This is a genomic window from Kerstersia gyiorum, from assembly GCF_004216755.1.
In the GTDB taxonomy this organism is placed as follows: domain Bacteria; phylum Pseudomonadota; class Gammaproteobacteria; order Burkholderiales; family Burkholderiaceae_B; genus Kerstersia; species Kerstersia gyiorum.
Window position 1 is genome coordinate 232,605 of the sequence record NZ_SGWZ01000003.1, and the last position, 15,810, is coordinate 248,414.

Below are 15,810 nucleotides of genomic sequence, written 5' to 3' on the forward strand. Positions count from 1 at the left end.
TCAGATGATTTCCAGCTCGGCGCGCAAGGCGCCGGCGCGCTGCATGGCCTGCAGGATGGACAACAGGTCCTGTGGCGTGGCGCCCAGCGCATTGAGCGCATTGACCACATCCTGCAGATTGGCGCTGGTCTGCATGTACTTGAGGCCGCCACCGTCCTGCAACAGGCGTATTTCGGTATTGGGCGCTACCACCGTCTGCCCTCCCGCGAAGGGGGCATTGGGCTGGCTGACATCCAGGCTGCGGTTGATCACCACGGAAATATTGCCGTGCGCCACGGCGGATTCCTCGATGACCACGGTGCGGTTCATCACCACCGAACCGGTGCGGGCATTGATGATGACTTTGGCGGCCACCGGCGCCCGTTCGATGGGCAGGTTTTCCAGGCGCGACAGGAACTGGCTCAGCGCCGCATCGGCAGCCGGCGCGGCCACGGCGATGACCCGGCCGTCCAGGGCGTTGGCCGTGCCGGGGCCGAACGCCGCATTCACCACGTCGACGACGTTCTGCGCCGTGCCAAAGTCATTTTCTTTCAGTTCCAGGTGCACCTGCCCTTGCATGGCGATCACGGTCGGCACGGCGCGCTCCACAATGGCGCCATTGGTAATCATGCCGCTGTTGAGCTGGTTCACCTGCACGCTGTTGCCGCCGGACGAGGCGCCCGCGCCGCCAACCAGCAGGTTACCCTGGGCAATCGCATAGACCTGGCCATCGGCGCCCTTGAGCGGCGTCATCAGCAAGGTGCCGCCGCGCAGGCTTTTGGCGTTGCCCATGGACGACACCACGACATCGAGATTCTGGCCAGGACGGGAAAACGGTGGCAGTGTCGCCGTCACGATCACCGCCGCCACGTTTTTCAGCTGCATATTGGTTCCGGGCGGCACCGTCACACCCAGCTGCGCCAGCATGTTCGCCACGCTCTGCTGCGTGAAAGGCGCCTGCCGCACCTGGTCGCCACTGCCGTCCAGGCCCACGACCACGCCATAGCCGATCAGCGGATTGTCACGCACGCCCTGCACGCTGGAGACATCCTTGATGCGCTGGGTGACATTCATGGCCTGTGCCGCAGGCACCAGCCCCAGACACAGCAAGACCTGACAAACAATCAGAAAAACGCGACGCACCGTGACTCCCACTGTCTTCAAAATGGCATTACGTTCAGGAAAAAGCGTTGCAGCCAGCCCATGCTCTGCACTTCGTCCATGACTCCCTGGCTGCGGTACTCCAGGCGTACGTCGGCCACCTGGGTGGACGACACCGAATGCGTGTTGCCGGTCATGCTGCGCGGGTCCACCGTGCCGGAGAAACGCACGTATTCGCTGCCCCGGTTGATGGCAATCTGCTTTTCACCCGCCACGCGCAGGTTGCCGTTGGGCAGCACTTCGATGACAGTGGTGGTAATGGTGCCGGAAAAGGTATTGTTGGCCTTGCTGTCACCAGTGCCCGACGCATTGTTGCTGCCGGTGGCATCCATGTTCTGCTGCGGCCCGAACGCGCCCGGCAGGGCGCTGGGCATGGTATTCATGCCCAGCCCGGCCGACCCATTGCGCTTGGTATTGGTCGCCACGCTTTTGGCCGCATTGGTGTTTTCGTTGAGCACAATGGTGACGATATCCCCCACCTGGCGCGGCCGCCTGTCCTCGAATAGCGGATAGCTGCCATAGGCCGTCGGCTGGTAGATCGCGCCATTGGGCACAGCCAGCGGCTGGGCTGGCGCTGGCGGCGGCGCGCTGACGGGACCAACCACGATAGGCTCGGGCGGTATCAGGGCGCAGCCCCCCGCCGCCAGCAGCGGCGCAAGCATCAACAAGCGGGCCAGCGGCCGGCAGGACGAGCGGAGCGAAAACCGACGGTGCATCATCAGAGCTGCGTCAGGCGCGCCAGCATCTGGTCTGACGTGGAAACGGCCTTGCTATTGATTTCATAGGCGCGCTGGGTCGTGATCATGTTGACCAGCTCCTCGGCCACATTGACGTTCGAAGTTTCCAGGTATTCGTGCGCCAGCGAACCTGCGCCGTCCAGGCCGGGCTGCAGGACATTCGCCGGGCCGGAAGCGCTGCTTTCCAGGTACATATTCTGGCCTATGCTTTGCAGCCCGGTCGGGTTCACGAAGGTGGCCAGCTGGATCTGGCCGATCTGCACGCTGATACCCGCTGCCCCCGGCTGGGTCACCGACACCACGCCGCCCTTGCTGATGCTCAGACTCAGGGCATTATCGGGCACGTTAATGGGCGGTTGCAGCACGTAGCCGCCGGCAGTGACCAGTTGGCCATCCTGATCCACCTGCAAGGCGCCATCACGCGTATAGGCCAGAGAACCGTCGGGCAGTTCCACTTCAAAGAACCCGCGTCCTTCGATCGCGACGTGCCAGGGGTTGCCAGTATTGTTCAGGCTGCCTTCGGTATGCACCCTGGCCGTGGCCACGGTGCGTGCGCCGGTACCCAACTGCAAGCCGGAGGGCAACTGATTGGCGTCGCCCACCTGCGCGCCGGGCTGACGCACCACCTGATACATCAGGTCCTCGAATACCGCGCGCTGGCGCTTGTAGCCATTGGTACTGACGTTGGCCAGGTTGTTGGCGATGACATCCATGCCGGTCTGCTGGGTTTCCAGGCCGGTCTTGGCTATCCATAGTGAACGTATCATCCGGGCATTCCTTGCGCCTGATGGTCAGGCATAGACTGCATAACGATCCGCCGCCGGCAACGGCACGCGGACCCGTACTGGGTATTACTGCGACACTGCCAGCAACTCATTGGCCCGCTGCGCGTTGCCATCGGCGTGCTGGATCACCTTCATCTGCATTTCGAAGCGGCGCGCGTTATTGATCATGCCGACCATGGCCTGCGCGGCACTCACATTGCTGCTTTCCAGGGTGCCGGTCACGACACCCACCGCCGGGTCCGCCAGCGCCGGCCCGGACGGGCCATCGGGGCCATCTGCCAGCCTGAACAGGCCATCATCACCGCGCAGCAGTTGTCCAGACGGAGGATTCACGCGCTTGAGCTGCCCCAGCGCGGCGACGTCATTGGGCGCATCGCCCGCGCCCAGCGCGTTCACGTTGCCATCGGAGGAAATCGTGATGGAGGCGCTCTGGGGTATATCGAAAACCCCGCCTTCGGCCGACAGCACGGCCAGGCCACGCTCGGTGCGCAGCACGCCGTCACTGCCGACCTGCAAGCTAGCCGTGCGCAGGTAGGCTTCGCCGTCTGGCGCCTGAACAGCCAGCCAGCCTTCGCCGGCCAGCGCGACATCCAGTTCGCGGCCCGTGCTCTGCAGCGGCCCTGGCGAGAAATCCGACCCTGGCGTGGACGCCACGGTATAGACCCGCGTCGGCGCACCAGGGCCGACCACCGGCACAGAACGGTAGGCGGCCAGCTGTTCGCGGAAACCCGGCGTATTGATATTCGCCATGTTGTTGCTGATCGCCGCCTGGTGTTCCAGCGTCCTGGCGGCGCCGCCCATGGCGGTATAAAGCAGCTTGTCCATGCGCCGCAGCCCTTAGCGCATGGTGACCAGGGTCTGCATGATGCCGTCCTGGGTCTTGATGGTCTGGGCGTTGGCCTGATAGGTGCGCTGGGCGATGATCATGTTGACCAGTTCCTGGCCCATGTCCACATTGGACGCCTCCACCGCCTGGCCCACCAGCAGCGACAGGCCATTGCTGCCCGGCTGGCCCAGCACGGCCGGGCCGGAACTCACGGTTTCCATCCAGGCATTGCCCCCGGCCGCCTGCAGGCCCTGCAAGTTATTGAAGTCCGCCAGCACTACCGTGCCGATTTCCTGGCTCTTGTCGTTCGAATACTGCGCCATCAAGCGGCCATCCGCAGCCAGCGACACGCGGACATACTCGCCAGACTGGTAGCCGTTCTGCAGCATGTCATAGCGGAATTTGCCGCCATACTGCGACGAACCGCCATAGTTGAAGGAAATATTCAGGTCCGCTGCAGGCGAATCGTCCCCGCCAGGGTCCGCAAAACCTTTGGATACTTGGGCAATGGGGCTGGTCATACGACCGCTGGTGTCGAAAGTAAGCGCCTGCGCGTTGCCTGGCACATGCTTGCCGTCGAGCGCATACTGCACTTCCCAATTGCTCGCCGTGCCCTGCGAACCGGAACGCTTGATGAAATACTGGGTCAGCACATGAGAGTTGCCCAGCGAGTCGTACACCGTCATCGGCGTGGAATCGCTGAACGTGCTGCTGTCGGTTGGATCGAAGGGCTTGAGCGCCGGGTCGATCACAGGTTCATTGGCATCCAGGTTCAGGTTCGCCGCCAGCGAATCGGTCGCCTGAGGCGCAATGTTGCTGGACGGAATGCTCAGGGGCACAGGGTCGGCGCCCACCGCGCCGGCAGGGTAGCCGGTCAACACGTGGCCCTGGATATTGACGATCTGGTGGTTCTCATTTTCGAAGAACTGCCCGTTGCGGGAATACAGGATGGAACCATCGGTATCCTGCAGGCGGAAGAAACCGTTCTGGCCGTCAATGGCCATATCCAGCTCATTGTTCGTGCTTGAGATGGTGCCTGCGGAAAAACGCTGGCTGATGCCGGAAACCTGCACCCCCATGCCGATGCGCGAACTGGCGAATACATCGGAAAACACCGCACTGCCCGCCTTGAAACCGACAGTCGCCGAGTTGGCGATATTGTTGCCGATCACATCCAGGCCCGCAGATGCCGCGTTCAGGCCGCTCAAACCTTGACTGAAACCCATTTTTCACACTCCCAGAACGCCACCGGGCGCGCCATGCCGCGCGCGCCGGGGCTGGTCCGCAATTACATGATTTGTCGAATATCGAACAGGCTGACCTGCCCGGCCAGGCCCAGATCCAGGCGCAGGCCTTCGGTGGTGTAGACCACACTCTTGACCTGCCCGTAGCTCAGTGTTTCGGCCGCGACAGCGCTGCCATCCGCCGCCGTGGCCGATACGCGCACGAAATACGCGCCTTCCGGCAAGGTGGTGCCGGCATCGTCCTTGCCATCCCAGGACAAGGGCACCACGCCCACTGCCTGAGCGCCCAGTTCCATGCGCCGCACCGGCGTGCCGTTCTTGTCCAGCACTTCGACTACCACCCCGGCCGCCGGCGCCTGCATATCCACGCCGAACGGCGTGGACTGCACTTCCCCGCCATCGCCGTCCGCGCTGCCCAGCAGCACTTTGCTGCCAGGCACAAGAACATCCTTGCCCACCAGCGCCGCCGCCTGCATGGACTGGCCGACATCCAGCTGGCCCGAAAGCGCCAGCAAAGTGCTGTTCAGCTGGTTCACTCCAGCCACCGTGGACAGCTGCGCGATCTGCGAGGTGACCTGAGCGTTGTCCATGGGGTTGAGCGGATCCTGATTCTGCATCTGCGTGACCAGCAATGTCAGAAAACGATCCTGGGTATCCGCCATCAGGTTATCGGTACTGGCCTGCGCCGTGGAAACCGCCAGCGAGCGGCTGTCCACGCTGGCCGCGTTGCTGCCATCTACTATCGTGCCCATTCTTTCCTCGTGTCCGTGTTAGCTGCCACCAGCGGCACCTGGGCTACTGCCCCAGCGTCAGCGTGCGCTGCATCAGGTTCTTGGCCGTGTTCAGCACTTCGACATTGGCCTGGTAGGAGCGCGAGGCCGCGATCATATTGACGGTTTCGGCCACGACATCCACATTGGGCATGGCGACATAGCCCTGGGCATCCGCCATGGGATGGGCCGGGTCATAGACCATGCGCAACGGGGCGCTGTCCTGTACGACCTCGGCCACCTGGACGCCACCGATCTGCTCGTTGCCGTAGGTCTGCCCCGGCACCGGCGCAACCTGGAAAATCACCTGCCGCGCCCGGTAGGGTTGGCCATCCGGCCCGGCCACGCTGTCGGCATTGGCCATATTGCTGGCCGACACATTCATCCGCTGCGACTGTGCCGTCAACGCCGAACCGGCAATCCCGAAAATATTCGTCAGTGACATGACTGCCTTTCCTGTTCCTATTGCTGCATGGCTGCGAGCAACCCCTTGATACGGCTGGACAGCACTGTCAGGCTGGCCTGATAGCGCATCGCGTTATCGGCGAAATCAACACGCTCGACATCCATGTCCACGGTATTGCCATCCAGACTGGGTTGCAGCGGCTGCCGGTACAGCAGGCTGGCATCACCGGATTCCGGTGCGGCCGAACGCAGATGGCCGGGAGCCGTCACGGCCAGCGGCAAGCCGCCTTGCTGGCCTGCCTCTGCAGCCGCGAGCGCCTGGCTGAAATCGAAGTCGCGCGCCTGGTAGCCAGGGGTGTCGGCATTGGCGATATTGGCCGCCAGCACTTCCTGGCGCTGCGCCCGCAAGGCCAGGGCTTTCTGGTGGAAACTGAAATGGTCGTCGATACGGTCGAGCATGGAAGAATATGAGCCCTGGTTCTCGTTGACACTGAAACTGCAATCGGCCGGAACCTGCCAGCCCAGGACGAGTGACACGCCCCGCAAACCCGGCAGCCGGTCATGCAGTCATGCGGCCCGTACCGGCCTACCCGCTTCCGATACGGACGGGCGCCCCTCGCGCCATCCTGACAAGGATGTTACGCAAGGAAACGGACAGACAATGCCAGGAAAAAGAATGTAAATATTTGCCTATTCCCCCTTCCATCATCCCGGTTTTTCCGGACCGGCCCGCCACCCGGGCCGCAGCTCGCCCGACGCCCGAGCCCGCCAGTTTTTAAGGCCGCCGCACCAGCACACCAGCCCAGCGCCCAGGCCCCTTAAAATACGGCCATGTTCCGTTCCTTCACCCGCTCAGGCGAGCGCCCGTCCGCGCCCTCTGCCCGCCCTGCCGCCAGCGCCGCAGCCATGCTGGCGGCCAGCGTTTTCGCCCTGGTGCCCCTGCCGGCAGCCCAGGCGCAAAGCCAGGCCGAATTTCAGCAACTGGCCACCGAGCTCATCGCCACCCACAGCAGCCAGCTAGAGGGCCAGCTCAGCGTGACGCTTGCCGCGCCGCGCCTGGAACAGCGCCGCCCCTGCACCAACGGTCTCAGCGCTTTCCTGCCGGGCGGCGCCAGACTGCGCCCGCGCATGAATATCGGCTTCCGTTGCAAAGGGCCGCAACACTGGAGCCTCTACGCCCAGGCAGAGATTGCCGTGAACGGCAGCTACCTGGTGGCTTCAGCGCCCATAAAAAACGGCGAAAACCTGGACCGCAGCAAAGTCCAGCAAAGAGAAGGCAACCTGCTGCAACAACCCGCCGATGTGCTCACGCAATGGGAACAACTGGCCCGCCAGCAGGCCAGGCAACGCATCGCTGCCGGCCAGCCCATACGCGCCGGCGCACTGCGCGATACCGAAACCGTGCTGCGCGGCAGCACCGTCAAACTGGTGATCGAGGGCCAGGGCTTCAGCGTCAGCACTGAAGGCGTGGCCATGGAAGACGCCGCACCTGGCCAGGCCATTCAGGTACGCAATCCGGCAGGTGCGCTGCTCTCGGGCCGGGTGCGCAACGCCGGCACCGTGGAAATCCTGTACTGAATGGCGCCTGTATACCGGCGCCCAAAACCAATGCTGAAAAATGCCACGCGCAGCAGGCTAAATTTTTGCCGGCATCTGCCGTTAACCTGGGCACGCCCTCGAAATCTACCGCCCATGCCGGCAGCCCGGCCTGTCATGCCCGTCCGGAGAACACTTTGATCATTCCGACCAACCCGCTTTCCAATGCCCCTGCCAGCGCCGCAGACAGCGCGCGCGAACGTACGCCCGCCGCATCCGGCCGGCAGGAAAAAACGGGTGCCGCCTCTGCTGCGGTTTCGATCTCCCCAAGTGCGGCCTCCCTGAGTGCCGCCTCCCTGGATGCTGCACGCGCACCAGCCGAACCCCCCGCTGCCGCCACTGGCGACGTAGACACTGCCAAGGTCGAACGCATCATCCTCGCCCTGCGCCAGGGCGAATACCGGATGGATACCGCCCGCATCGCCGATGGCCTGCTGGCCAGCGCCAAGGATCTGCTCAAGCCCTGACACCAACGGCTGCAGCCTCCGCCCTGCGCAACCCCATGGCCGCACCCAGGCCAGGCAATCCAGCCCCCACACGACAGCCCGTTACACCATGTCCGCCATGCCCGCTCCCCTCCCTGCCCAGGCCTGTACCGACTTCTGCCTGGCATTGGCCCAGGAAACCGAGTACTTCCAGGCGTTCAGCCGCCTGCTGGATGAAGAAGCCGCGCTGCTGGCAGCGCCGCACGATGCTGAAGCCGTGCGCGCCATGGCGGAGCAAAAGCAGGCCTATGCCGAACGACTGCATGCCTGCGAACAGCGACGCCTGCAACTGGCGGCCGAACTCCTGCCCGACATGGCGGACGCGCCGGCCCGCCTGCAACAGCTCAGACTGACTCCTGCGGTGGAAGCCGCCTGGCTGCCGCTGGCAGACGCTGCGCAGGCCGCTCATGACCGGAATCGCCGCAACGGCATCGTCCTGGGCGTACATCTCAAGCATGTAGACCAGGCCATCCAGGCCATGCGCCAAACTAACCAGCAGACCGAGCTTTATGATGCCCAGGGCCGCACGGCCCGGGGTAGAAGCAAGGCCTCAGGTGCAGGCCGCTACCACCGTGCCGGCTGACCCGTCCCACCGACAGGCCTCCCACGGACCGGCCGGCGCCTGCGGCGTCGTGTGGATGATGCCTCGCTAGGCCTAGGCCTGAAGGCCGGGGCTTGCACTCAGACTTGCACTTAGGCCCGTGTTCATGGCCTGCAACGCAAACAACCGCCAGAGCGCATCCATGGTCCGCCATGCCGAATCCTCTCGATCCCAGCCGGCAGCAGCTTTCAGTGCCCGTCGCAATGGCTCCGCATGCCCGGCATGAATGGCCTGCCAGCCCAGCGCACCCATCTGTCCTGCCAGCAAGGCCCGCATACGCATGGTTTCCGTCAGCCGGGATTGCTGGCCAGCGGCGGATGCCTCGTCTCCGACGGCCATGTTCACGGCGCGGCCCAACCCTTTCCAGGCCTGCGACATCAGGCCGAAGGCCCGCCGCATGCGCTGCGCGTACAGCCACCAGGCGGCCAGCCGGGCGTTATCGGCCAGGCTGGCCGGTACGTTACTGAGCATCATCTGGACGCCAGGCCGGCCTTCGGCCTCGCCATCGACATGGCGCAGCACCAGCAAGCGCAATCCTGACAGGCTACCCGCGGCCATGCCGGCCGGCGGTGCTTCCCTGGCGCTTTCCAAGCACCTCCTATCCGAAGCCTCCCTATCCAATCCCGCCAGCGCTACGCCTGCGCCCCACCAGCCGGCCGCCATCTCATCCCAACCGGGGCTCATGGCAAGCGGCAGCGGCAGGCTGGCAAGGCTGTCCGCCAAGGCTGTGGCCATCACCGGCTGTTCCTCCCCGGCGGCTATCAGGCGGACATCCGGTGGGCAAGCCGCCATCCAGAAGCTGCCTGCCGGCAAGCCATGCGCCGGCGCTTGCCCCGGCGTCCATGGCGCGCCATCGAACGGGTCCAGCATATGCACGGCCCGTGCCTGCGACAGCTCGCCATCGAGCCACGCCATGCCTTGCGCCCGGCTTGCCATGGATTCCGCGGGAGATAGCGCCGCCTGCCGGTTTTCCTGTGCCGCACCTGCCGACGTTTGTGGCACGCCCAGGCGACCGAATGGTCCGGCCAGCACTGGCGCAGGCGCGGCCAGCATATGGCCACGGTCGCTGGCCAGCAGCACGCCTTCCAGTATCGTGCGCGGCAATTCGGGGTCCAACGCCGCCTGGCCGTGCACGGCCAGCAACACGCGGTCACACGCCGTAACCACGGCATCCCCTGCCGCCCGCGCCCAGGCGCTTGCCAGGGCATGCGCTGGCAGGCATGCCTTGCCCGCGCTTGCCTGGCCGGCCGCTACCCAGGTTTTCCAGGCATCGAACGCCAGGCGGCTCGCCGGATCGGCACGCATCCAGGCAGCACCCGAAACAAACGCCGCTGCCGCACTGCCTTCCTCTCCTGCCTGCTGACTATGCAGCAGCCAGGGCAGCCACTGGCCCAGCGCGGCTTCACCTTGTCCGGTACGTTCCCTGGCCTGGACATCGGCATGGTGCAGCAACGCCGCCAAGCCCGCCGCATCCGGCGCATACAGGCCGCTGCTGCCGCCAGCCGGATGCAAGGCGCCATCCACCAGGCTTTCGGCTGAAGGCAAGGACAGGTCTTCCGGCACTTTCTGCCCGTGAGCGACATAATGCACCGCCAGACCATGACGAATGGCGGCATCCAGCACCGTCCCGCTGCGCGAGGCCTCATCGAGCTTGGTAATGACGCAACCTGCCATGGCCGCCCCTGCCGCATAGGCCTGCACGACTTCTTCCAGCGTATCGCCCTGGCCTGCGGCATTGAGCACCAGCAGGCGCCGCACCCGCATGCCCTCCTGGTGCAGCAAGGCAAGCTGGCTGGCTACCTTGCGGTCACGCTGGCTCAGGCCCATGTTATCCACGAGGACAATGCGCTTGTCCGACAACCGGGCCAGCAGACTCTTGAGATCGGCATCGGCGCGCAAAGGGTAGACCGGCACGCCCATCATGCGCCCGAATGCCTGCAATTGCTCCTGCGCCGCGATGCGATAGCTGTCTGCCGTTACCAGCGCCAGGCTGCCACGCCCATGCAGGGCCACGCAACGGGCGGCGAGTTTGGCGATGGTAGTGGTTTTGCCCACACCCGTAGGACCGACCAGCGCATAGATGCCAGCACCGGCCAGCAATTCCTGCCCGGCAGGCACGGTGACCAGGCGGCTGATGAGAGCGGTGCGCAGCCTCAGGCGCAATGCATGCGCATCCTCGCCATCCGGCGCCTGCTCAAGCAGCTCGCGCGCCAGCGTGGCGCTGAAGCCCGCCGCCAGCAGCTCCCGGAACAGGCCTGCCTTGGCCGAGGATTCCTGCAACGCCTTGCCCCAGATCAGGCCATCCAGGCGTTGCGACATCTCTCCCTGGAGATTCGCGAGCAGTTCACTAACCGGCGCATTGCCCGGCGTCGCGGCAGCGTCCCTCTGCGGCTGGCTGGCGGCCTCCGACGGCTGGCCGTCATGGCCGGGCCGTCCTGCCGTCGGCACCGGTATGCGTGGCAATCTGTCTGCGCCGGGCGGGCTGTCGGACTGGTGCTGCGTACTGCGCTCCGCGCCTCGGCGTACCTCCGGCTGGGCGAAATCGGGCGCAGCCGGCACCGGTGCGGCCGTCAGGGGAGCCGCCGATGCCGGGGTTTGCACCTGGGCCTGTGTCTGGGCGGATGTCTGGGCCGTCACCGACGGCTTGGGAACTGCGACTGGATCGAAATCCGCCGAAATGCTGCGTGGGTCCGCCGCCATAACTTCGATCTGAGCATCTTCCAGGCGGCGGTTGGAGATGATCAGTGCATCCGGCCCGAGCAACTGACGCACCTGATCCAGCACCTCACGGTTGCTGGCGCCGACGAACTTCAGGATTTTCATGCTGCATTACCTATCAGACTGGTCACCTGTACGCGATGGTCACCAGGAATTTCATTGTTGGCCAGAACCACGATCTGGGGAATATGGCTGCGCAGGAAGCGCGACAGGCTGGCCCGCAAGGCCGACGACACCAGCAGGACCGGCGCGTCGCCGTTATCCTCTTGCCGCACCACGGCTTGCTGCGCTTCACGCAGCAAGGTATCTGCCAACCCTGGCTCCAGCGCGCCGCTGGTGGAAAGCGCCTGGGTCAACACACGCTCCAGCCGGCTTTCCAGGCCAATCACGCGCAGGTCCGTGGTGTTGCCAAACCATTGCTGCACCAGCATCCGCCCCAGCGCCTGGCGCACGTGGGCCAGCAAGGTGCCAGCGTCCGCGCCGCCAGGTTGCGCCGCCAACCGCGGCACCCACTCGGCCAGCGTATCCAGGATGGTCCGCATATCGCGTATGGGCACTTCTTCTTCCAGCAAGCCTTGCAATACCTGGCGCAGCAGGTTCAGCGACACGACCTTGGGCACCAGGTCGCCCGCCAGCTTGGGCGCTTCGCGGTTGATGCGATCCAGCAGTTCCTGCACTTCCTGGCTGCCCAGCAAGGCCGCACCATGGCGATGCAGCAAGTGGTTGATATGCGTGGCGATCACGGTGCCAGGATCGACCACGGTATAGCCTGCCGCCTGCGCCCGTTCGCGCTGTGCCAGGTCTATCCAGAACGCCGGCAGCCCGAACGCCGGGTCGGTGGTCGGAATGCCTTCGATGGCTGCACTGTCCAGCCCACCGGGGTCTATGGCCAGCCAGCGGTCCGGCATCGCCGAGCCACGGCCGATCTCCACGCCGGAAAGCAGGATACGGTACTCTCCCGGCTGCAGTTCCAGGTTGTCACGGATATGCACCACCGGCGGCAGGAAGCCGACCTCCTGAGCGAACTTCTTGCGCAGGCTGCGGATGCGCAACAGCAATTCCCCGCCCTGCACGTGATCGACCAACGGGATCAGGCGATATCCGACTTCCAGCCCCAGCGGGTCGACCAAGGAGACGTCATCCCAACTGGCCTCCATATCAGCCTCCTGCGCGGCAGCCGCTGCTGGCGCGCGCGCCGCCTGTTCCTGCTGGGCGGCACGCGATTGGCGCTGCATCTGCGCCCAGCCGCTGGCGCCCATGACGGCAGCCAGCGACAGGAAAACCAGGTGCGGCATGTTCGGAATCAGCCCGATGAGCGTCAGTACGCCAGCCGCGAGAAACATCACATTGGGATTGGCGAACAGCTGGCTGGTTACCTGCTGGCCGATATCCTCGCCCGTCACCACCCGCGACACCACCACGCCTGAGGCCGTGGAAATGACCAGCGCAGGAATCTGTGACACCAGGCCGTCGCCCACCGTCAGCAAGGTGTAGACCCGGCCGGCGTCGCCAAATGACATATCGTGCTGGGCAACCCCGACGATCAGGCCGCCGACGATACTGATGACCATGATCAGCAGGCCGGCCACCGCATCGCCACGGACAAACTTGCTGGCGCCATCCATGGCGCCATAGAACTCCGCTTCCTGCGCCACGGCGCCACGGCGACGGCGCGCCTCTTCCTCGCCAATCAGGCCGGCATTCAAGTCGGCGTCGATCGCCATCTGCTTGCCTGGCATGGCATCCAGCGTGAAACGCGCCCCGACCTCGGCAATGCGCCCGGCGCCCTTGGTGATCACCATGAAGTTGATGATGACCAGGATGATGAACACGACCAGCCCGACGGCGAAATTGCCGCCGACCAGGAATTGGCCAAAGGCTTCGATGACCTTGCCAGCGGCATCCTGCCCGGTATGACCATGCAGCAATACCACGCGCGTCGAGGCCACGTTGAGTGACAGCCGGAACAGCGTGGCGAATAGCAGCACGGCGGGAAACGCCGCGAAATCCAGCGGCTTCTCCGTGAACATCACCACCAGCATGATGATGATTGCCAATGCAATATTGAAGGTAAACAGCAAGTCCAGCAGCAGTGGCGGCAGTGGCAACACCAGCATGCCCAGCACAAACATGATGAGGATGGGCCCGACCAGCAACCGTGGGTTGCCTCCGTTCAGGCGCCGCAGATGATTCAACAGGCCGGCATTCATGCGGCACTCTCCTTGCCATCGGGGTCCAGGCCAGCGGGCACGGCCAGGCCGTCCGGCGCAGCCGGTTCAAGGCCCAGTCCGGACTCCTTCCAGGCACGCAGCCGGAATACCCAGGCCAGCACCTCGGCCACGACGGCATACAATTCCACAGGAATTTCCTGCTCCAGTTCTACGTGATGATGCAAGGCCCGCGCCAGCGGCGGCGCCTGCAGCAAAGGCACACCATGTTCCTGCGCCAGGGCGCGTATCCGGGCCGCAACCAGGCCGCTGCCCTTGGCCACCACCTTGGGCGCGCCACCCCGGCCTTCCTCGTAGCGCAAGGCCACGGCATAGTGCGTGGGGTTGGTCACCACGACATCCGCCTGAGGTACGTTGGCCATCATGCGCCGACGCGCCATATTGCGCTGTTGCTGGCGCAGCCGCCCCTTGACGTGCGGGTCGCCCTCGCTCTCCTTGTGCTCCTGCCGCACGTCCTGGCGTGACATCCTGAGCTTTTTCAAATGGCTGAAGATCTGCCAGGGTACGTCCAGCAACACGATGAACAGCAAGGCGGCAATGATGGTGGTGCAAATCCGCGCCACCGTGCCCAGCGCTTCTGCCAGGGCTGCCGCCGTCGGCGCATTGAGCAGCGCCAGGATCGTGTCGCGCCGCGTCCAGATCGCCCAGGCTGCCACGCCCCCCACCAGCAGGGACTTGGCAAACGCCTTGACCAGTTCGATGAGCGCCTGCATGGAAAACATGCGCTTGACGCCCTTGAGCGCATTGAGCCGTTCCAGTTTGGGCGCCAGGCTTTTCGATGACAGCAACAGGCCGCCCAGCAGCACGGAGCCCGCCAGCGCCGCCACCAGCAGCACGGCAAACAAGGGCAGCAGGCCTTGCAGCACTTCCCAGGATGACGCGGCGCTTTGCGCCAGCATCTGGGTTGTGTCCATGGCCACCGTACGGCTGAAGCCCAGGCTCTGGCGCAGCATGCCGCCGATTTTCTCGTACAGCAGCGTAGCACTCAGCCAAAGCCCCGCCATGCCTCCGGCCAGGATCAGGAAGGTGGACAGCTCGCGCGAACGAGCCACCTGCCCCTCTTCCCTGGCCTGTTCAAGCCGCCGGGGCGAGGCCGCTTCGGTTTTTTCGAGATCGCTGTCGTCAGCCACGCCAGCCCCTCACGCGCACGGCCGGGCCAGCCAAGGCTGCTGCGACGGCTTGCAACAAACGATCACAAGCCCAGTTCCGACAAGAGGTCATCAACCTGATCCTGGCTGGAGACGATATCCGTCCGGCCTTCGACACGGACCTGCGGTCCGTTGAGCAGGCCTTCGGCTTCGTCGCGCTTTTCCTGGGGCACGTGATCCAACAGCACCTGCAGCAGCTCTTTTTCCAGGGTACCGATCAGATCGGTCAGCTTCATGATGACCTGCCCGGTCAGATCCTGGAAATCCTGGGCCATCATGATGTCCAATAAATGCCCGTGCGTGGCCTCGGCATTGCGGGCGGCTGTCTGCAGATAGACGCAGGTATCGGCCGGCAGATCCGCGTCAGCCTCGCCACCGGCGCGGCTGCCCGCCTGCCAGCGGGCCAGCAGCGCCTGCGCGCCCTGGTCGATTTCGCCTTGCAGCGGCTGGGCCTGCTCGATGGCGCCCAGCACCCGCGTGGCGGCCTGTTCCGTCAGGTTGGCGACATAGCGCAGTCGGTCGCGCGCATCCGGTATCACCTCTGCCGCATCGCGGACCTTCTGGTCCAGGCCCAGCTCCCGCATACTGTTCTGCAACAGGCGGGTCAGGCGCGCCACGCGGATGAACAGGTCTTCCTTGCCCGTAGCTGCAGGCTGGTCCTGACTGTCTCGTGCGTCCATCAGATAGGCTCCATGGCGCTCACTGCGCCATTTTTTCGAAGATCTTGTTCAGTTTTTCTTCCAGGGTGGCTGCCGTGAAGGGCTTGACCACATAGCCGCTGGCACCGGCCTGGGCGGCCGCAATGATGTTTTCCTTCTTCGCCTCGGCCGTGACCATCAGCACCGGCAGGCTCTTCATGGCCTCGTCCGCACGGATGGTCTTGAGCAGCGTCAGGCCATCCATATTGGGCATATTCCAGTCGGAAATCACGAAGCGGAAATTGCCTTTCTTCAGCATGTCCATGGCCATGGCACCATCTTCGGCCTCTTCGACGTTCTCGAAGCCCAACTCCTTGAGCAGATTGCGCACAATGCGGCGCATGGTCGGAAAATCGTCGACCACCAGAATTCTCAGACTTTTGTCCATGAACCGAAACCTCTATCCAATCAATTGATAAATCATTGCCC

General features: G+C 64.5%; 16 protein-coding genes. 3 read left to right on the forward strand and 13 right to left on the reverse strand.

Features of this window, described 5'->3' with window-relative positions:
- From EV679_RS10930 to flgB, 8 genes are all read right to left on the reverse strand, one after another.
- Window positions 1-1,053, reverse strand: a complete 1,053-nt coding sequence (locus EV679_RS10930; RefSeq protein ID WP_238591394.1) for a flagellar basal body P-ring protein FlgI — start codon at window positions 1,051-1,053, stop codon at window positions 1-3.
- 86 nt (window positions 1,054-1,139) lie between these two features.
- Window positions 1,140-1,856, reverse strand: a complete 717-nt coding sequence (locus tag EV679_RS10935; RefSeq protein WP_083969642.1) for a flagellar basal body L-ring protein FlgH — start codon at window positions 1,854-1,856, stop codon at window positions 1,140-1,142.
- 2 nt (window positions 1,857-1,858) lie between these two features.
- Window positions 1,859-2,644 (reverse strand): flagellar basal-body rod protein FlgG, encoded by a 786-nt coding sequence (flgG, locus tag EV679_RS10940; protein WP_068371945.1) that lies wholly within the window; start codon window positions 2,642-2,644, stop codon window positions 1,859-1,861.
- Between the two features lie 84 nt (window positions 2,645-2,728).
- Window positions 2,729-3,487 (reverse strand): flagellar basal body rod protein FlgF, encoded by a 759-nt coding sequence (locus EV679_RS10945; protein WP_130487221.1) that lies wholly within the window; start codon window positions 3,485-3,487, stop codon window positions 2,729-2,731.
- Window positions 3,488-3,499: 12 nt separating this feature from the next.
- Window positions 3,500-4,714 (reverse strand): flagellar hook protein FlgE, encoded by a 1,215-nt coding sequence (gene flgE / locus EV679_RS10950; RefSeq protein ID WP_068371937.1) that lies wholly within the window; start codon window positions 4,712-4,714, stop codon window positions 3,500-3,502.
- 62 nt (window positions 4,715-4,776) lie between these two features.
- On the reverse strand, window positions 4,777-5,484 hold the full coding sequence (locus EV679_RS10955; RefSeq protein ID WP_130487222.1) for a flagellar hook capping FlgD N-terminal domain-containing protein: 708 nt from the start codon (window positions 5,482-5,484) through the stop codon (window positions 4,777-4,779).
- 43 nt (window positions 5,485-5,527) lie between these two features.
- Window positions 5,528-5,947: a flagellar basal body rod protein FlgC gene (flgC, locus tag EV679_RS10960; RefSeq protein ID WP_068371930.1), complete on the reverse strand. Its 420-nt coding sequence runs from the start codon at window positions 5,945-5,947 to the stop codon at window positions 5,528-5,530.
- Window positions 5,948-5,964: 17 nt separating this feature from the next.
- A complete protein-coding gene (gene flgB / locus EV679_RS10965; protein ID WP_068372106.1) occupies window positions 5,965-6,366 on the reverse strand; it encodes a flagellar basal body rod protein FlgB in 402 nt (133 codons plus the stop codon).
- A gap of 372 nt (window positions 6,367-6,738) precedes the next feature.
- On the opposite strand from flgB, the gene flgA reads away from it, so the two are divergent.
- The 3 genes from flgA to EV679_RS10980 all read left to right on the forward strand — a co-directional run bounded on the left by flgA (window position 6,739) and on the right by EV679_RS10980 (window position 8,571).
- The gene (flgA, locus tag EV679_RS10970; RefSeq protein ID WP_130487223.1) at window positions 6,739-7,485 is read left to right on the forward strand and encodes a flagellar basal body P-ring formation chaperone FlgA; all 747 of its coding nucleotides are present in this window, start codon (window positions 6,739-6,741) and stop codon (window positions 7,483-7,485) included.
- Between the two features lie 155 nt (window positions 7,486-7,640).
- Window positions 7,641-7,970: a flagellar biosynthesis anti-sigma factor FlgM gene (flgM, locus tag EV679_RS10975; RefSeq protein WP_165390035.1), complete on the forward strand. Its 330-nt coding sequence runs from the start codon at window positions 7,641-7,643 to the stop codon at window positions 7,968-7,970.
- Window positions 7,971-8,067: 97 nt separating this feature from the next.
- Window positions 8,068-8,571, forward strand: a complete 504-nt coding sequence (locus tag EV679_RS10980; RefSeq protein WP_165390036.1) for a flagella synthesis protein FlgN — start codon at window positions 8,068-8,070, stop codon at window positions 8,569-8,571.
- Window positions 8,572-8,643: 72 nt separating this feature from the next.
- Here the strand turns inward: EV679_RS10980 and flhF are convergent, their stop codons facing one another.
- From flhF to cheY, 5 genes are all read right to left on the reverse strand, one after another.
- Window positions 8,644-11,412 (reverse strand): flagellar biosynthesis GTPase FlhF, encoded by a 2,769-nt coding sequence (flhF, locus tag EV679_RS10985; protein ID WP_130487226.1) that lies wholly within the window; start codon window positions 11,410-11,412, stop codon window positions 8,644-8,646.
- The gene (flhA, locus tag EV679_RS10990) at window positions 11,409-13,517 is read right to left on the reverse strand and encodes a flagellar biosynthesis protein FlhA (RefSeq protein ID WP_068371917.1); all 2,109 of its coding nucleotides are present in this window, start codon (window positions 13,515-13,517) and stop codon (window positions 11,409-11,411) included. The genes flhF and flhA overlap by 4 nt, the downstream gene beginning before the upstream one ends.
- Window positions 13,514-14,665: a flagellar biosynthesis protein FlhB gene (gene flhB, locus EV679_RS10995; RefSeq protein WP_068371913.1), complete on the reverse strand. Its 1,152-nt coding sequence runs from the start codon at window positions 14,663-14,665 to the stop codon at window positions 13,514-13,516. The genes flhA and flhB overlap by 4 nt, the downstream gene beginning before the upstream one ends.
- A 62-nt stretch (window positions 14,666-14,727) precedes the next feature.
- Complete coding sequence (cheZ, locus tag EV679_RS11000; RefSeq protein WP_130487227.1) at window positions 14,728-15,363, reverse strand: protein phosphatase CheZ; 636 nt, start codon at window positions 15,361-15,363, stop codon at window positions 14,728-14,730.
- A 19-nt stretch (window positions 15,364-15,382) separates the two neighbouring features.
- Window positions 15,383-15,769, reverse strand: coding sequence for a chemotaxis response regulator CheY (gene cheY / locus EV679_RS11005; RefSeq protein WP_068371907.1), 387 nt, complete (start codon window positions 15,767-15,769; stop codon window positions 15,383-15,385).
- Window positions 15,770-15,810 lie beyond the last annotated feature (41 nt).

Excerpts from the sequence above, each read along its gene's own strand:
- EV679_RS10930 (WP_238591394.1), bottom strand. The coding sequence starts at position 1,053 with ATGAATGTCACCCAGCGCATCAAGGATGTCTCCAGCGTGCAGGGCGTG.
- EV679_RS10935 (WP_083969642.1), bottom strand. The coding sequence starts at position 1,856 with ATGCACCGTCGGTTTTCGCTCCGCTCGTCCTGCCGGCCGCTGGCCCGC.
- flgG (WP_068371945.1), bottom strand. The coding sequence starts at position 2,644 with ATGATACGTTCACTATGGATAGCCAAGACCGGCCTGGAAACCCAGCAG.
- EV679_RS10945 (WP_130487221.1), bottom strand. The coding sequence starts at position 3,487 with ATGGACAAGCTGCTTTATACCGCCATGGGCGGCGCCGCCAGGACGCTG.
- flgE (WP_068371937.1), bottom strand. The coding sequence starts at position 4,714 with ATGGGTTTCAGTCAAGGTTTGAGCGGCCTGAACGCGGCATCTGCGGGC.
- EV679_RS10955 (WP_130487222.1), bottom strand. The coding sequence starts at position 5,484 with ATGGGCACGATAGTAGATGGCAGCAACGCGGCCAGCGTGGACAGCCGC.
- flgC (WP_068371930.1), bottom strand. The coding sequence starts at position 5,947 with ATGTCACTGACGAATATTTTCGGGATTGCCGGTTCGGCGTTGACGGCA.
- flgB (WP_068372106.1), bottom strand. The coding sequence starts at position 6,366 with ATGCTCGACCGTATCGACGACCATTTCAGTTTCCACCAGAAAGCCCTG.
- flgA (WP_130487223.1), top strand. The coding sequence starts at position 6,739 with ATGTTCCGTTCCTTCACCCGCTCAGGCGAGCGCCCGTCCGCGCCCTCT.
- EV679_RS10980 (WP_165390036.1), top strand. The coding sequence starts at position 8,068 with ATGCCCGCTCCCCTCCCTGCCCAGGCCTGTACCGACTTCTGCCTGGCA.
- flhF (WP_130487226.1), bottom strand. The coding sequence starts at position 11,412 with ATGAAAATCCTGAAGTTCGTCGGCGCCAGCAACCGTGAGGTGCTGGAT.
- flhA (WP_068371917.1), bottom strand. The coding sequence starts at position 13,517 with ATGAATGCCGGCCTGTTGAATCATCTGCGGCGCCTGAACGGAGGCAAC.
- cheZ (WP_130487227.1), bottom strand. The coding sequence starts at position 15,363 with ATGGACGCACGAGACAGTCAGGACCAGCCTGCAGCTACGGGCAAGGAA.
- cheY (WP_068371907.1), bottom strand. The coding sequence starts at position 15,769 with ATGGACAAAAGTCTGAGAATTCTGGTGGTCGACGATTTTCCGACCATG.